Raw genomic sequence first — 16,138 nt, 5'->3', positions numbered from 1 at the left:
AGCAAAGAAGCTCCAAAGAAACACTAAAGAAAACCATTATTTGTCAGTCTGCCCAACCTCGTCCAGTTTCCGAGTCATTTCCTGCGCCAGGTGGCAAGAAGGGCAGGAGTCGGAGATATTGGTCTCCATTGCATCCTTCTTTACCGGCTTGCAAGACGGACAACTAGCGCACCCGCCAGCCTTGTTCGTCCTGATCAGATGCCTCACGACAAAGAAAAGAGCTACTGCAATCGGAATCAAAATCAACAGATCGACGAATTTCATGCATGAGCCTCAGTTTTCTTGGAACGCAACTTGTTCCAGATGATTACGGCAAAAGCAATGACAATCAGCGTCAGGAAGAACCACATCACAATATCTCCGGCAATGATACCATCAGTTTCCTCCGCCAGAGGAGCAACGTCGTTCAGGACATTGATATCCAAAGGAGTTTTCTCCACGACCGCAGTGCCGCGGAAAATCAAGTTGCCCAGCAGGTTAGTGAGCGTGGCAAGGACATAGGCCGTGCCGGTCTGAAAAAGAAGGGCAAAGCCAAGCATCTTCCGGCTTCCCAGCTCCCGACGTGTCGCGCCGATGGCCGCTCCACATGGAGCCGCGAAAATCGTAAAGATGATATAAGCGAATGCCGTGACCTGGCTGAACAAGATGGGTGTCGCGTTCCCGATTGTCACGAAGGTGGCTACCACCACTTCCTTGGCGGCGAGTCCGGTAAGGGTAGCTACTGCGGGAGCCCATGAATCACCGAAACCAAGAGGAATGAATATCCAGCGGATTGCATTGCCGAACATTGCAAGGAAACTTTCGTTGATATCTTCCGGACCCAAGTATCCGGAAGGTCCGAAACTCTGCAAAATCCAGATGATTACCGCTACCAGCACAATGATGGTTCCTGCTTTCTGGATGAAAGATTTGCCTTTTTCCCACATATGGATAGCAACGCTTTTGAGTCGGGGAAACTTATAGTCAGGCAGTTCCATCACGAAAGGTGACGGATCACCACTGAACAGCTTCGTGCGTTTGAGGATGAGACCGAAGACAATGACCCCGGCAATGGCAATCAGGTAAATGGACGGACCCATCCATGCTTGGTCGGCAAAGAAAAGCGAAATGAACAGAGCAAAGACAGGTAACTTTGCGCCACAGGGGACGAACGGAGTCAGGATGACCGTCATGTTCCGATCGCTTTCACGCTCTATGGTACGGCTGGCCATGATTGCGGGAACGGAGCATCCAGTTCCCATCAGCATGGGAATGAAGGATTTTCCTGAAAGCCCGAAACGACGGAAGATCCTGTCCATGATAAAGGCGATGCGAGCCATGTATCCGCTGTCCTCAAGCAATGAAAGGAAAAAGAAAAGAATCATCATCTGGGGGACAAAGGTGAATATGCCGCCCAACCCGCCAATGATTCCATTGACGATAAGGTCGATTAACCATTCTGACGCGCCGATTGCACCCAGTCCAGCCTCGAATACCTCCCCGAACCACCCGAACAGGGACTCGACCCAGCCGATGAACCAGTCACCGACAGTGGAGATGGACACATAATAGACGCCCCACATGATTAAAAAGAAGATGGGCAAGGCAAGCCACTTGTTGGTGACAACCCTGTCTATCTTGCTACTGGCCGACTCAGTTCGTTTTTCCATTTTCAGGATGGATGAAGTCATGTCATGTATGATGGTATATCTTTCATTTGCAATGATGCTTTCCATATCATCGTCATGAGCATTTTCGAGCGGAGTCCTTAAGGATTCCGCTTTCTTGAGAGTTGCTGCGGATGCAACCTTCGCTGGAAGTGCCTCAAGGTCATTGGACAAAAGGTGGATGGCGTTCCAGCGGGACAGTCTGTCCTGCGGGACAAGAGCAATGGTTTCCCTGACTGCTTTCTCAAGTTCCGCTGGAAAGGCAAGGTAACCAGGAACAGTTCCTGCCGTGGTGATTTCCTTGATTCGGGATACAAGGTCTTTCATGCCTTCTCCGGTAGCGGCGCTGATAGGCACGACAGGACATCCCAGTTGCTTTTCAAGTTTTTTTACATCAATGACGGTTTTGCGTTTTTTTACAAGGTCGTACATGTTCAGAGCCACAATCATCGGCAGGCCGGTCTCAAGCAGTTGGGTCGTCAGGTATAAGTTGCGATCCATGTTCGTGGCATCGACGATGTTGACGATGAGATCGGCTTCATCGCCGATTAAATAATTCCGTGATACGACTTCTTCAGCCGAATACGGCGAAAGGGAATAAATGCCGGGCAGATCCACCACGACGAACTCTTTGTTTCCTTTTATGTATCCGTCTTTCTTCTCGACAGTGACTCCCGGCCAGTTTCCCACATGCTGGCTGCTTCCTGTCAACTCATTGAACAAGGTCGTCTTGCCACTGTTGGGGTTGCCTGCAAGTGCTACATGTTTCATTTGCAATTCTCCTGTCCGACTACGTCAATCAGTTTTGCTTCAGAGAGCCTGATGGACAGTTCATATCCACGAACCGTCAGCTCGACGGGATCCCCCAGGGGAGCCAAGCGGCGGACAGTAACAGCCACACCCTTCGTGAGCCCCATGTCCATGATGCGCCTTTTCACGGCTCCCACGCCATTCAGCCTCGCAACGGACACCGTCTCACCAGCAGAGACCTGATCCAATGTCATATATATGCCTCCATGTAAAAATATGCGCGGGGTTATCTAAGCGACGTGTATGCGTGTCGCCAGATTCCGGTCTACGGCCAGACGGGAACCTTGTACCATGACAATGAGATTGCCGGAAACTTCTGATACGACCATCACTTCATTGCCAGGAATGAAACCGAGGCTGGAAAGGAAGGTCTTGGTTTTGTCCCTTCCCTGGATATCTGTTATGAAGCAGGATTTGCCTTTTTCAGCGAAAATCAGCGGCATGGGTAAAACCTCCATCCAAAAAAAGATTAGCCTCTACTAACATTGGGAATTATAGCTTTTACAATATTCCGGAACAAGTACTGATTATTTCTTGAATTTCATTTCAGTGAGTTTTTTTTTGAAGCAGTGAGCATGATTTTTTAATTTATATAATATATAAAATTATATGAAGTATTCCAAAAAATTTTAAAAGAAATTTTGGATGTTGGCACACCTTGACAAGGAAATCACTTGATGATAAGTTAGTTATAACTAACGAAGGAACCGCTCAGTGGAATTAAGCCCAGCAAAAATCCGATATCTGCTTTCTATTTATGAACTGTACATGGAACATCCGGAATCGATTCGTCCTGTTGACGTTGCCAGACGACTGAAAATATCCAGGGCAAGCGTCACAGTCATGTTGAAAGAACTGGAAGAACAGAATCTCGTATCCCGGAATACTGATAGCGGTATCGAATTTACACCAAAGGGGCAGAAAACAGCAATGACATACTATACCCAGTACCGCACGTTTCTTCGGTTTTTTCTTCAGAACTTGCAAATTGATGGTATCAACGCACGCGAGGACTGCATCAGCCTCGTCTCAAGCCTTTCCGAAGAAAGCCTCCGCAGTCTGTCGCGCTACGTGAAAGATTCCCGGCTTCATTACATCCTTTCTTAGCTAAACGCTTCATCCAGCTTCAGGATGTAATGACAGATTTCTTTCTGTCCGCAAGATATACTTCCCATGTAGTCCGGAGAATGGTCTCAATGTCACTGTACCGTGCCTTCCATCCCAGTTCCTTTTCCGCCAGTGATGATGATGCGACGAGCTTGGCAGGATCCCCCGGCCTCCTATCGACATACTGAGCCGGAATGTCCCTCCCAGTGATTTCCCTGGACTTGTCAATAATTTCCTGGACGCTGACTCCTGAGCCGCTTCCCAGGTTGACAGTGAGGGACGTATTCTTTGCAACAAGGTAATCCGTTGCGCTGACATGCGCATCCGCCAAGTCGGTCACATGGACATAATCCCTCACCCCTGTTCCATCGGAGGTGGGGTAGTCGTTCCCGAAAACCAGAAGATTCGGCCTTTTCCCGATTGCTGTCTCCATGACCAAGGGAATCAGGTTTGCTGGTTTCTTTTCCAGTCCCAGCATCTTACCTGACACATCGTAGCCTGCGGCATTGAAATAACGCAGGGCGACGAACTTGAGTCCTTTAAGTCTGTCAAACCATTCCAGGTTCTGTTCAATGGCCAGTTTGGTATAGCCATAGTAATTCGTCGGATGCTTCGGATGCGCTTCATCCAGAGGCAGATAGACTGGCTCGCCATATACGGCCGCGGAGGATGAGAGGATGAATCTCATGACATTGTGCTTCAAGCAGGCATTGATGAGGTTCAAGGAACCTGTGATATTGTTTGTTGCATATATCTCAGGTTTGAGCATTGATTCTCCTGCGGCCTTGAAGGCGGCAAGATGCACGACGGCGTCCCAACCTTTCGCAAAGACACGGTCAAGGCATTGCGTATCCATGATATCGCCTTCGTAGAATTCAGAGCCGTCAAGGACATTGCTTTTCAGCCCGGTAGACAGGTTGTCAAGGATGCCGACAGTATCCCCGCGGTCTTGGAACGCAAGCGCAACATGTGTGCCGATATATCCGGCGCCGCCAACTAGAAGTACTCTCATGGGAAACCTCCGTATCATGAAAAACGATGGATGATGCTGGAAAGATCCGCGACCCTGCCATCCAGTTCTTGCCGAGTCTTGGCTTCCACGACCAGCCTCAGATAAGGCTCCGTATTGGATTTTCGGACATTGAACCACCATGAATCAAATTCAATCCTGTATCCGTCGATGTCCAGTAGCGAAGCAGGTGAATCATGGGAGACATACCGGTCGTAAAGAGCCTGCATTGCCTCGTCCTTCTGCTCCAACTTGAAGTTGATCTCTCCGCTGTTCGCATATGCGACTATTTCATCAATGAGGGACGAGAAGGTTCGTCCGGCTTTCTTCAATGAAGAAACGACATTCAGGACAATGAGCGCGGCCACCATGCCGCTGTCGCACCAGTTGAAATCCCGGAAGTAATAATGCCCCGCCAGTTCCCCGCCGAAGATGGCTTGGATTTCACGCATCTTCATCTTGGCAAAGGCATGGCCGACCTTCCACGTCACTACATGGGCGCCCAGACGGGTGAGGTACTCTGTCGTAGAACGGCTGGTGCGGATGTCCTGGAGGACATTGCCCTTTTCACGGGCAAGATACCATGTGCCGATCACTGCGGTGATATAATCAGGTTGAATGAACCGGCCTTTCTCATCAATGAACATTACCCGGTCGGCGTCACCGTCAAAAATCACACCGACATTGCTCTTTTCTTTCAGGACCGCAGACTTGATGGCTGCGCAGTTTTCTTCCTCAAGGGGATTGGGTTCATGGTTGGGGAACGTTCCGTCGAGAGTATCGAAAAGATAATGGTGGTCAGATCCGATGATATCCTTTATCAGGATTGAAGACATGCCGTTCGAGCAGTCGATGCTCACGTTCAGGTCGGACAGGTCAGGCTGGTAAGTCTTGAGGTAATCTATGTATGCAGGCTTTACATCTTTTTCAAAGATATGTCCAGGAACGTTAGAAGGCGTCCGAGTGATGTTTTGGGAAACCAGTGCCTCAAGATCCTTCAGCCCCGAATCACCACCTACGGGGATGGCATCGGCCCGGCTGATCTTCAAACCATTGTATTTCGCCGGGTTATGGCTGGCGGTTATCTGAACCGAAGCGCTTGCCTTGTAGTAGACGGTAGCAAAATACACCATCGGAGTAGTTGCCAGACCGATGTTCCAGACATCAGCGCCCGCATCGGTGATGCCGCGGGTCAGGTTTTCATATATTTCATCGCTGCTGGTTCGCACATCGCGTCCGACTACGACAAAGGATGCCTGGAGCAATGACGGAAGATGGTATCCTATCCGGTATGCCGTCTCCGCATTGAAATCAACTCCATACACTCCACGTACATCATATGCCTTGAATGCTCCCATGTCTCATGCCTCCTTGTACTGGGCGATGTTTTCCTTGAATGCTTTTTCATCCAGCAGTTCGAAGAACATCATTGTTCCATCATCCATAGTAATCATAGTGACCGTTTGTCTTAACAGCGCGATAATCTTGCTTGCCGGACGGAGCGGCGGGGCAGAGGGCGTACGCAGCCATGTAGCGGCTGATGCCTTGACGACCTTGCAGATATCCTTGACTTCCCTACAGGAGAAATTGCCCTTGAGTTTCACAAAAGCGGGCGCATGTGATTTTTTCGGGAGCTGGAAGCCGAGAATAGAGCGTTGTTTTTCAAAATCCTCATAGTACATGATATCGCCGATGCGGAAAAGAAGGACTCCATAATCCCTGACCGTACCATCCGACCGACCGAACCACATGGAATATGTCTTCCAGTCAATGGGCTGCCCATATTCCGCTTCCAACTCCTTTATGAAATCGTAGGCGTTCTGATCCATGGCAATCTCCTTTTCCAAGTGGGTATAGAATGCCACATTCATCCATCTTTATCAATGACAGATGTCTTTTTCCCATGAGGAAAGGTCAAGGAAAGACCAAGGGAAAACTAAGGAAAGGCAGTGCAGGGGAACTGAGGTAGTGAAATATCAACTTCTTTTCTTTCAGTATTTTATGTATTATCTTACAAGTATATTGTGTGTTGTGATGGTATGCGATATACCCTGAGTTTCGCAGTTAAAAAAGCGAAAAAACATCCGTACTCATTCTAATGCAAGGGGTTACTGACAAGATGCTATAACATTCATGTGTGTGGCATCAGGTCTTCTTCACTGCCGCAAAAAGTGCCCTCACATCGGCTTTCGCGTAATACTTCCGGCTCATGTCGATGTCCAGGGCTGCGCCGATGTCCTGGATGACGGGGTCGCAGTACAGGTTCATGAAGCATTGCCCTTCGATGTCGCCCAGCAGGGCCTGGCGCAGAGAATCCACCATCCGGCCCACGGACATGGTTCCCCCCGTCCTCTTCTCCAGAAGCCGCAGGAGCAGCAGGGAGACGAAACAGGTGAGGAAATGAGCCTCGATGCTGTCGCGGGTACGCACATAGACCGGACGGGCCTCCAGGTGCGTCTTGGTGATGCGGAAGCATTCCTCGATGCGCCACAGGCCCCGGTACATGTCGATGATGTCCACGTCGTCCACTGGTCGGTTCAGCTCGAAGAGGTTGTCCCTGCGGAAACGGGCCCGCCCAGCGAAGGGGGGCTCCCCCTCCTCGGTGCCTACCACGTTGGTGCAGATAAGGTAATAGCCGTCCAGCGCCTCCTCCCGCTGTAGCAGCTCCGTATCCAGGGAGACAGAGAACTCAGGAGCTTCCACGCGCTCTCCGGAGGCCCCGTCGAAGATGCTCTTCTTCAGGAACCGTCTCCCCGCATGGTTGTTCAGTACGGTGTTCTGCCCCCCGCCCGCCGCCTGCTGGGCTTTCTCGATGCTCTTCATCCTCTCGTGGCGTGCCTTCTGCTGGTAGGCGCGGCTGAAGAACACCACCTGCCTCTCGTTGACCGTCACTTTCCTCTTTCCGCCCGTCGCGGAATCGGTCACCCAACGCTCGACCGGAGTCAGGCGGCTCTTGTACCTGAAATCTCCATCGGCGGCACCATGGACGTAGCCCTCCTGCTTCAGGATGAAGGCCTGCAGCTCCGCGGTGCAGGTGCGCACCGACGAGCTGATGACGTACCCGCTGTGCCGCAGCAGGATGGAGGCCACGTTCATCCCGCTCATCATGCCCCTGTCCGCCACGTAGATGGTCCGGCCCGTCTGCTGCAGGGGGCGGAAGGTGGCCACGTCGGTGGTGTTGCCCGGGAACAGGCCGTAGGAGAGGGGGATGCCGTCGGCGTCCATGAACAGACCCATCTGCACGATGGGATCGGGCCGGTGTTCCTTGCTCACCCCCCGCCGTCTCAGCTCGTCCTCGGCGTCCACCTCCCAGTAATAGTTGGTCACGTCGTAGTACAGCAGGCCCGTGTCCCGCCCGTACTGCCGCTCCACCATCCGCCCCAGATGGTCTATGAGGGCGTCCTTGTGCCGGGAGAAGAACGCGAGGGAGCGGTACACGTCGTCGGCGCTGAAGGCCACGTCCCCGGCAAGCCTCTGGCGCGCCTGCCAGGTACCCAGCTTGCTGTCCGGCGCCAGGATGCGCGAACACACCAGCAGCCGGAAGATGCTGTTGTGGTTGAAGAGCGCCTTGGTGTAGCGCCTCCTGTTGTTCCAGAAATAGTCGATCTCCAGCTCGTGGTAGAGCTTCAGCAGCGGCAGGACGCCGTAGCTGAGGATCCTGTCCGCCCTCACCTCCGGGTCCGTGCAGTCCGTCCCCTCTCCAGGGGCGAAGTGGAAATGCTCGGCCGTCGAGACGCTCAGGGACACCTGCCGCTCCTTCTCTTCCTGCGTCAGCCGTCTCGCCTCGGCCTTGAAATGGCTCACCGGGTCATCGTAGAGCGCCTGGAGCTCGTCCAGATAGCCGAGCCACTGCACGAGGGAGTGCTTCACCGTGCCGTTTTTGCGATGGCCGGAGTAATAGGCCAGGCGTTTGCGTCCGCTCTTGTTTTCGGGGACTATCTTGATGAACATCGGGCACCTCTTCTGAGGAGAATCATATCATACCTCACAGTGCCACACAATGCCAAACTGATGAATGTTTTCAGGAAAGTGCAAAAAAAACTTCTTGCTACTTCCCTCACAAGAAGTTACTTCCCTCCTTCTCTGTCATCTAACTGCGAAACTATGGAGGTAGTGAAATATCAACTTCTTTTCTTTCAGTATTTTATGTATTATCTTACAAGTATATTGTGTGTTGTGATGGTATGCGATATACTCGCGCTGGCGAGGTGGCGTCCTGTGTCCATAGAGGATTTTGCGGTCAAGGATTTTGGAAAAATACTTAAGAAGAACGCGCTGGCGATGCGTCGGCTCATGTTGAAGACTGATACCAACTGCATGAGAGTGTATGACCGTAACTTGGAATCTGTTCCGCTGACTGTCGATCTATATGCTTCTTACGCACGGATTACAGATTACAGTGACGGATGGTTTGATGAGAAGGATCTGGACGTATGCGTGGATGTAGTTTCCCGAATGTTGTACGTGAGTGATGACCATGTCATGGTTCATACCCGTGACAAAAGGGAAGGACGTGAACAGCATGAAGCTGTGGATGAGGAGGAGTGTGAAGTAGAGGTAAAGGAAAATGGACTGACCTTTACCGTGGAGTTGAGAAAGAGAATAGATACGGGTCTGTTTTTAGACCACATGATGACGCGGCAGATGGTGCGGGAACTTGCCCATGGAGCAACGGTATTGAACCTGTTCTCCTATACGGGATCTTTTTCCGTGTATGCCGCCTCCGGAGGCGCAGCGAAAGTCGTCTCCGTCGATATGAGTCCCACGTATAGCACGTGGTGCGTGAATAACCTGCGCAGCAATGGTTTTTTTGGATCACAGGTGCCTTGTGTAACGAGCGATGCTTACGCGTTTGTCATAAAGGCTCTCTGGGAAGGGCAGAAGTATGACTTGATTATCTTCGATCCCCCCAGTTTCTCGAATAGCCGCAGGATGAAAAAGGATTTTGATGTCCAGCGCGACCATCTGAAATGGTTCCGCCTGCTCAATGGATTATTGAAGAAAGGTTCTTTATTGCTTTTCTCAACGAATTTAAGCGGTTTTAAAATGAAGGGTGACCGCATTCAGGGGTTTGAGCTTAAAGAGATTACACAAGATGTCCGTGCGCCGGGTTTTGCGCGCCGGAGAATAAGTACGAGGAGTTGGATTTTGGAAAAGGAATATGATGTAGATATCCTGGCCGCTGATGTGGCTGACGGTGTTCTCGCCGAGGCGCAAGGCGCCGATGAAGCCATAGAGATTGTGGCACAGGAAGAAAAGCCGGTGGCTCGCAAGAGAGCACCCCGGAAAACAAAGAAAGAAAAGGAAGCTGAGGAGATGGCAGCGGCAGCTGAAAGCCTTTCCGAGGGTTCTGCTGAAGCACAGGAAGAAAAGCCTGCTCCACGTAAAAAGGCAGCCCGGAAAGCAAAGCAGGTAGAAGTCGTGGAAGAAGAAATCTCAGAAGAAGAAAAGGCCGAAATGGACATATCCGCGGCAACAGATGAATTTCTCACGGAAGAGCTTTCTGATGATTCTGATGAGTTCCTCGCCGAGGATGAAGATGCCGTGATAGATGAAGACGATGATGAGGACGAGGATAGTGATGATTCCTTCCTGAGCCTGGAGTGGGGTGAGGAACCTGCGTTGTCTCCCGCATCCAAGGCTGAGAGGGGCTTTTCCAAAGACGACTCCGATAATGGCCGTGACAATGCTCGCGGACGAAAGGCTTTTGAAGAACGCCGGGATGAGCGTAAAAATGGTGACCGGCCACGATACAATGACGAGCGAGGGAGCCGTTCCTTCGACCGCCCGCGTGGTGGCGACCGTCCTTTCGACCGTTCCCGTGATGACCGTCCGCGTTATAACAGTGACAGGCCGCGCTTCAATGACGACCGGCCGCGTGGTGGCGACCGTCCTTTCGATCGTTCCCGTGATGACCGACCACGTTTTTCCCGTGACAGGGATGACAGGGGCGGACGTCCTTTCGACCGTTCCCGTGATGACCGTCCGCGTTACAACAGTGACCGACCGTCGTTCTCTCGTGACAGGGATGACAGGGGCGGACGTCCCTTTGACCGTTCCCGTGACGACCGTCCGCGTTACAACAGTGACCGACCGTCGTTCTCCCGTGACAGGGATGACAGAGGCGGACGTCCCTTTGACCGTTCCCGTGACGACCGCCCGCGCTTTAATAGTGACCGACCGTCGTTCTCCCGTGACAGGGATGACAGGGGCGGACGTCCCTTTGACAGGCCGCGTGGAGGCGACCGTCCTTTCGATCGTTCCCGTGATGACCGTCCGCGTTACAACAGTGACAGGCCATCTTTCTCCCGTGACAGGGATGACAGGGGCGGACGTCCTTTTGACCGTTCCCGTGACGACCGTCCGCGCTTCAATAGTGACCGACCGTCGTTCTCCCGTGACAGGGATGACAGGGGTGGACGTCCTTTTGACAGACCGCGTGGAGGCGACCGTCCTTTCGATCGTTCCCGTGATGACCGGCCACGTTTCAACAGTGACAGGCCGCGCTTCAACGAAGACCGTCCCCGGACGGAAAGCAAGAAGCGAGGTCCCCGGCCCTATGGGTTTGAATTTGCCGAGAGTCGAAACAGGGATGATGAAGAAAGATAGGTTGTGTGTTTGATATCCTGAAAGGATGTTAATTAGACTCTGATGGATTTTTTTGTGCAGGGGACTTTTCGGAGTCCCTTGTTATTTTGTTGCATTGCTTGACAAAAAGGGTGTGAGTAGTATAACTACTTAACAATAAGGTTCAAAGGGCAGGAAGTAAAATGGAAACAGAAAAGAATCGTCGCAAGACTATACAGCGCCAGCTTGTCTACGATACTGTCTGTCGTCGTTGTGACCATCCGACGGCTGAAGAAATTTATGAAGAAATTGTGGCAGAACGACCACATCTGAGCAAAGCCACTGTCTACCGCAATTTGAATTTCCTTGTTGAAAGTGGACGGGTCCTCCGGGTACATGTCCCTCATGCCCCTGATAGGTTCGATCACACGCTGATGGATCATCACCATATACACTGTTCGGCGTGCGGCGCAGTCTCTGATGTTGCCCTTGACATATCTGAGAGCATCCACGCCAGTTTATTGAATGGAGATGCCAGTGGATATAAAATCCACGGATACGACCTGATATTCAACGGGTTATGTCCCGATTGTCAGAAAAAGAAAAGAGGCTGAGCGTTCTGCCTCGAAGGAGTATTTCATGGAGTTGAAGGGAAGCAAGACTGAAATAAATTTGAAAACAGCTTTTGCCGGTGAATCCCAGGCTCGCACAAAATATACGTTCTATGCAGCGAAGGCACGCAAGGATGGTTATGTTCAGATTGCGAATCTATTTGATGAGACCGCTGACAATGAGAAGGAACATGCCAAACTGTGGTTTAAACTTCTCCACGGTGATGATGTCCCAGAGACGGCAATCAATCTCCAGGATGCCGCCGATGGTGAACACTATGAGTGGACTGACATGTATGCTGGTTTTGCCAAGATTGCGGAAGAAGAAGGCTTCAAGCGCATTGCAGCCATGTTCCGTGGAGTCGCCGCCATTGAGAAACACCATGAGGAGAGATACCTCGACCTGCTGAAGAACGTCAAGGACGGTCTTGTGTTCTCCCGTGACGGAGAGCAGATTTGGAAGTGCATCAACTGCGGACATGTCCATGTAGGGAAGAAAGCCCCTCAGGTATGTCCTGTGTGCGCTCATCCCCAGGCATATTTCGAACTGGTCGCCAAGAACTATTAAGACTCTGGCATAAGATTTCCGCCGTATTCCAGCGACTGCGGCGGGTAGACAAGGAACCGTCCTCTGTGGGCGGTTTTTATTTTCTCGTTCAGCGGGAAAAAGCTGAACGACAAAAAGATTCGAATAATTAAGTACTAATTTATAGTTTACATAAAAGAAGATTAGTGGTACGCATATACAGTGCCAGATATTCTGGTAGAAAAATACAAATAATGTGATGGAACAACTGGATATGGCCAAGAACCGACAAAAATTATTTGGTGTGATATTGTTGTGTGTCGCGCTAATGATATTAGCTGCAAATCTGATGTATGGTCATTTTTTCAAACCCGGTGGAATCGATGCTAATTTTTTTACACTGGATATTATTGTATTGGTCAGCTCATTGCCGATAATCATGGTAACATGTCTTTGGGAAAGCATTGTTTTCGAGATAATTCAATGTATCATTTTGTATTGCTTGGGTGCAATTGCCATTTTTATTAATATCAACTCATTCCGGGGATGGGGACTGTTTACTTTATCAGTGTCCCTCGCATATTTATATCATTTTCTTGATAGGCGATTCTTACTAAAGACGCTTGTTCCGTTGAGTATCCTTATATGTCTGGGTGTGACAGGAGAATGGTATGAAGGTATTCCATTTTTCTCAGGATTATATTTTTTCATAATCATCTTTTTCTTCGTTTTATTAGGAAGCATAGTTTTTTTCATAGTAGACGAAAAGAAGAGGAAAATGCGCGCTTTGGAAGCAGCTATTGAAAATCAGAATGCAATGCTTCACAAGCTATCATTCCAAACACCGGATTCCGTGATAAGGGAAATTGAGGACACCAAACAGGCAATGGTTACATTAACCCTGAAGGAAAAACAATTACTTGAGGTTTATTGCAACAGTCAAGGAAGCCTTAAAAACAAGGAGCTTGCTGATATTCTTGAGACGACAGAAAATTCTATAAAGAGTTCATTCCTTAGGATTAGAAAAAAGTTAGGAGTAAATTCCCGTGCCCAATTGTGCGTTCGGTATCATGAAATGGGGGAAGAAGTCGGAGTATCCGAAATAATCGGTAAGTGAGGATGGGAAAATAGTGTGGCGGGAGGAGATGACCGGCGCAACGGAACAATCTGTCAGTCGGTGGGTGTGTGCGCCGGTATCTCCTCATGTCCCGGTCAGAAAACTACCTGCACGGGCGTGTTTCTGTTGGTTCCCGAACCGCTGTTACCTAGACCCAGTTGACCATATAGGTTGTATCCAGTCGCCCAGAGCGTGCCGTCCTTCTTCAGGATCAACGTGTGGGAATTCCCGGCGGAGACAGCCTCGACATCAGAACCCATGGACGTGACCTTCACGGGAGTGCTTCTGTTGGTATTATCACCGACACCCAGTTGACCAGAACTGTTGTTTCCAGTCGCCCAGAGCGTGCCGTCATTCTTCAGGATCATCGTATGGGTGAATCCGGCAGAGACCGCCTTGACATTAGTCATTTTCACGTCACCATCGGTAGAATCCCAGACCTCCACGGGAGTACTTTTGTTGGTCGTAGTGCCGATACCCAGTTGGCCAGAACTGTTGTTTCCAGTCGCCCAGAGCGTGCCGTCTTCCTTCAGGAACATCGTGTACATGGATCTGGCAGAGACAGCCACGACAGGATTGTCCGGATCAGTATTCATGGATGGAACCTCCACGGGTATGCCTGTGAAGTTCGAGTCGTCTGAAGTGCCGATGCCCAGTTGACCAAAATTGTTCCGTCCGACCGCCCAGAGCGTGCCGTCATTCATAATCATTGTGTGATAAGCTCCGGCGGAGACAATCGTGACGTCAGTCATGAGCTCGGTACCATCGATAGAATTCCAGACCTCTACGGGCGTGCTTTTGTTGGTCGTAGTGCCGTCACCCAGTTGACCATAATAGTTGTATCCCGTCGCCCAGAGTGCGCCGTCCGTCTCCAGGATTAACGTGTGATAATATCCGGTAAAGACATCGTCGACAGTAGTCCCCATGACCGTGACCTGTTCGGGCGTGCTTCTGTTGGTTCCGGGAAAGTTGCCACCCAGACCCAGTTCACCATATTCGTTGTATCCCGTCGCCCAGAGCGTGCCGTTCTCCTTCACAATCATCGTATGGAGGTATCCAGCAGAGACAGCCTCGACATTGGTCATGAAGTCGTCGGGATCGGTACTGGCCTTGACCCGCACGGGCGTGTTTCTGTTGTTCGAATAGCCGAAAGTGCCGTCACCCAGTTGGCCATATTCGTTGTATCCTACCCCCCAGAGTGTACCGTCCTCTGCCAGAATCATCGTGAAATTGTTTCCGGCGGAGACTGACTTGACCTTCACCACCCACCGCGCATACAACGTCACATCATTGGCGGGCATGGTGAAGGACTCACCAGCGGCATATGAATCTCCGCTGCCATCAATCTCGGTATTCCATCCGTAGAAGTTATGGATATCCTTTTCCAATGTTCCAGGAGTCGGCAACGTGACCTGGCTTCCCTCATGAGCATACATCCGTCCCGGAGCACTGCCTCTCGTGGCTTCGTTGGCTCCAAAGGTGAGGCTGTATGCCTTGGTTGCCGCTGCGTTCACCCCGCTCCCGGTGTCCCAGTCCACTATCCCTATGAGAATCTCCGCGACGGCGACTTCATCCGCCGCCGTATTGAGCGTCATGTTGTAGACATGCGTCTTGCCGCTCTCCAAGACAATCCTGTACTCATCGGAGGACGCTACGCTGGAAGCAGCCCACTCGTATGTCTCGCCACCCAAGGTGAAACGCAGACCAAGGGAGGACAGGGCGGTAACGTTGTCCGTCGGTATCAGCACGGCTTCATAGCGCCGCTTGCCCGCAGTCCTCTCCGCATCCGTGAGCGTGCCGGAGATGTCCTTCATGACGACATCAATGTCGCTAGGGATTACAGGAGCCACATCTCCGCTGTCCAGGTCGATTGTTGCCTGCGTGTTGATGCCCGTGACAGTGGCGACAAGCGTACCGCCCGTGATGGCAGCCTTATCAACGGTGGTACTCGGAGAGATGTTGACAACAAGGCGGGAGAGGGCATGACTGAGCGTCAGGTTGACCGTAGAGGTGTTGTTCTGGACACCAGCCTTCTTTCCCCACAGGAAGTCAGCTTTTCCGGTATCCTGTTCCTCGGAACCCGGATAGACATGTATGGGCAGAGCCGTGGTATCAGCGATGGATGATACATAGGGATAGTAGGCGATGAAGTCAAAGAATGGTGCAGGATTTGTACTAAGGTCATCCCACTTCAAGGGGTTGGAGGCATCTGCCGCGGAGAAGGCGGAGAAGGTGATGTCCGCCGTATCTGCCACGTACTGCACATTGTCACGGTCGGTCGCGGCGACAGTAGCCACGTCCTCACCAGCCTCCACCATGTAGATGCCGACTTCATCCCCGATACTCCAGCCGGAGTCAGCGGTGGCCTTGCGTCCTATCTCGGAGATGAAGCGTATTGTGTTGGAGCTTGAGACGTTCGGTTTGTCAGCGCATGAAACAAAGGCGACAAGAAGAATCAGGATGGTCGTAAGAACTATAAAGACTGGTCTGCTAGATTTGTTCATACGCAGGGCTCTCAGATTTTCGTTCTCTCTCTCTCTCTCTCTCTCTCTCTCTCTCTCTCTCTCTCTCTCTCTCTCTCTCTCTCTCTCATTGTGTCTTTTCCTTTCTCCGTGAAGAAGATGACAACATATCAGCCCAACCAATGCGGAGGTAATGATACGATAGTATAAATCCGTTGATGGGCAGTTTACTATTACCCAAAGGTATGATTTTGCATGAAATGCATATAATACTTTCGGGTTA

14 protein-coding genes are annotated in these 16,138 nt (G+C 51.0%); 5 read left to right on the top strand and 9 right to left on the bottom strand.

The annotated features are described in order from the left end of the window. Nucleotides 1-36: 36 nt before the first annotated feature. From SPICO_RS04960 to SPICO_RS04945, 4 genes are read right to left on the bottom strand one after another with little or no spacing between them, the layout of a single operon-like run. Nucleotides 37-264, bottom strand: a complete 228-nt coding sequence (locus tag SPICO_RS04960) for a FeoB-associated Cys-rich membrane protein (protein ID WP_013739581.1) — start codon at nt 262-264, stop codon at nt 37-39. Further along, entirely contained in the window at nt 261-2,417 is a 2,157-nt protein-coding gene (gene feoB, locus SPICO_RS04955) for a ferrous iron transport protein B (RefSeq protein WP_013739580.1), read from the bottom strand. The genes SPICO_RS04960 and feoB overlap by 4 nt, the downstream gene beginning before the upstream one ends. Further along, entirely contained in the window at nt 2,414-2,650 is a 237-nt protein-coding gene (locus SPICO_RS04950) for a FeoA family protein (protein WP_013739579.1), read from the bottom strand. Before SPICO_RS04950 ends, feoB begins: the two co-directional genes overlap by 4 nt. Nucleotides 2,651-2,686: 36 nt before the next feature. After that, nucleotides 2,687-2,899: a FeoA family protein gene (locus SPICO_RS04945; protein ID WP_013739578.1), complete on the bottom strand. Its 213-nt coding sequence runs from the start codon at nt 2,897-2,899 to the stop codon at nt 2,687-2,689. Nucleotides 2,900-3,170: 271 nt separating this feature from the next. Between SPICO_RS04945 and SPICO_RS04940 the strand changes: the two genes are divergently transcribed. Further along, a complete protein-coding gene (locus SPICO_RS04940; RefSeq protein ID WP_013739577.1) occupies nt 3,171-3,563 on the top strand; it encodes a metal-dependent transcriptional regulator in 393 nt (130 codons plus the stop codon). Between the two features lie 19 nt (nt 3,564-3,582). Here SPICO_RS04940 and galE read toward each other — a convergent pair whose 3' ends face one another. From galE to SPICO_RS04920, 4 genes are all read right to left on the bottom strand, one after another. Then, nucleotides 3,583-4,575 carry a UDP-glucose 4-epimerase GalE gene (galE, locus tag SPICO_RS04935; RefSeq protein WP_013739576.1) on the bottom strand — a complete coding sequence of 331 codons (993 nt, stop codon included), beginning with the start codon at nt 4,573-4,575 and terminating at the stop codon, nt 3,583-3,585. Nucleotides 4,576-4,589: 14 nt separating this feature from the next. Continuing rightward, nucleotides 4,590-5,930, bottom strand: coding sequence for a phosphomannomutase/phosphoglucomutase (locus SPICO_RS04930; protein ID WP_013739575.1), 1,341 nt, complete (start codon nt 5,928-5,930; stop codon nt 4,590-4,592). 3 nt (nt 5,931-5,933) lie between these two features. After that, the gene (locus SPICO_RS04925) at nt 5,934-6,401 is read right to left on the bottom strand and encodes a hypothetical protein (RefSeq protein WP_013739574.1); all 468 of its coding nucleotides are present in this window, start codon (nt 6,399-6,401) and stop codon (nt 5,934-5,936) included. 316 nt (nt 6,402-6,717) lie between these two features. Then, on the bottom strand, nt 6,718-8,523 hold the full coding sequence (locus SPICO_RS04920; RefSeq protein WP_013739363.1) for an IS1634 family transposase: 1,806 nt from the start codon (nt 8,521-8,523) through the stop codon (nt 6,718-6,720). Nucleotides 8,524-8,790: 267 nt separating this feature from the next. Between SPICO_RS04920 and SPICO_RS09740 the strand changes: the two genes are divergently transcribed. From SPICO_RS09740 to SPICO_RS04900, 4 genes are all read left to right on the top strand, one after another. Continuing rightward, complete coding sequence (locus SPICO_RS09740) at nt 8,791-11,181, top strand: class I SAM-dependent methyltransferase (protein ID WP_215904635.1); 2,391 nt, start codon at nt 8,791-8,793, stop codon at nt 11,179-11,181. A gap of 161 nt (nt 11,182-11,342) precedes the next feature. Beyond that, nucleotides 11,343-11,753: a Fur family transcriptional regulator gene (locus tag SPICO_RS04910; RefSeq protein ID WP_013739572.1), complete on the top strand. Its 411-nt coding sequence runs from the start codon at nt 11,343-11,345 to the stop codon at nt 11,751-11,753. 25 nt (nt 11,754-11,778) lie between these two features. Beyond that, entirely contained in the window at nt 11,779-12,318 is a 540-nt protein-coding gene (gene rbr, locus SPICO_RS04905; protein WP_013739571.1) for a rubrerythrin, read from the top strand. Between the two features lie 217 nt (nt 12,319-12,535). Continuing rightward, nucleotides 12,536-13,393 (top strand): LuxR C-terminal-related transcriptional regulator, encoded by an 858-nt coding sequence (locus SPICO_RS04900; RefSeq protein ID WP_083810423.1) that lies wholly within the window; start codon nt 12,536-12,538, stop codon nt 13,391-13,393. A gap of 95 nt (nt 13,394-13,488) precedes the next feature. Here the strand turns inward: SPICO_RS04900 and SPICO_RS09735 are convergent, their stop codons facing one another. Further along, nucleotides 13,489-15,897, bottom strand: coding sequence for an RCC1 domain-containing protein (locus SPICO_RS09735; RefSeq protein WP_052295827.1), 2,409 nt, complete (start codon nt 15,895-15,897; stop codon nt 13,489-13,491). Between the last annotated feature and the right edge of the window lie 241 nt (nt 15,898-16,138).

Origin of the sequence: Parasphaerochaeta coccoides DSM 17374, from assembly GCF_000208385.1 — a bacterium.
GTDB lineage: Bacteria > Spirochaetota > Spirochaetia > Sphaerochaetales > Sphaerochaetaceae > Parasphaerochaeta > Parasphaerochaeta coccoides.
Note: the sequence above shows the minus strand (reverse complement) of the source record. Positions and strands in the feature narration are given on the sequence as shown.

Coding starts and splice junctions, on each gene's coding strand:
- SPICO_RS04960 (WP_013739581.1), bottom strand. CDS start 264: ATGAAATTCGTCGATCTGTTGATTTTGATTCCGATTGCAGTAGCTCTT.
- feoB (WP_013739580.1), bottom strand. CDS start 2,417: ATGAAACATGTAGCACTTGCAGGCAACCCCAACAGTGGCAAGACGACC.
- SPICO_RS04950 (WP_013739579.1), bottom strand. CDS start 2,650: ATGACATTGGATCAGGTCTCTGCTGGTGAGACGGTGTCCGTTGCGAGG.
- SPICO_RS04945 (WP_013739578.1), bottom strand. CDS start 2,899: ATGCCGCTGATTTTCGCTGAAAAAGGCAAATCCTGCTTCATAACAGAT.
- galE (WP_013739576.1), bottom strand. CDS start 4,575: ATGAGAGTACTTCTAGTTGGCGGCGCCGGATATATCGGCACACATGTT.
- SPICO_RS04930 (WP_013739575.1), bottom strand. CDS start 5,930: ATGGGAGCATTCAAGGCATATGATGTACGTGGAGTGTATGGAGTTGAT.
- SPICO_RS04925 (WP_013739574.1), bottom strand. CDS start 6,401: ATGGATCAGAACGCCTACGATTTCATAAAGGAGTTGGAAGCGGAATAT.
- SPICO_RS04920 (WP_013739363.1), bottom strand. CDS start 8,523: ATGTTCATCAAGATAGTCCCCGAAAACAAGAGCGGACGCAAACGCCTG.
- SPICO_RS04910 (WP_013739572.1), top strand. CDS start 11,343: ATGGAAACAGAAAAGAATCGTCGCAAGACTATACAGCGCCAGCTTGTC.
- rbr (WP_013739571.1), top strand. CDS start 11,779: ATGGAGTTGAAGGGAAGCAAGACTGAAATAAATTTGAAAACAGCTTTT.
- SPICO_RS04900 (WP_083810423.1), top strand. CDS start 12,536: ATGGAACAACTGGATATGGCCAAGAACCGACAAAAATTATTTGGTGTG.
- SPICO_RS09735 (WP_052295827.1), bottom strand. CDS start 15,897: ATGAACAAATCTAGCAGACCAGTCTTTATAGTTCTTACGACCATCCTG.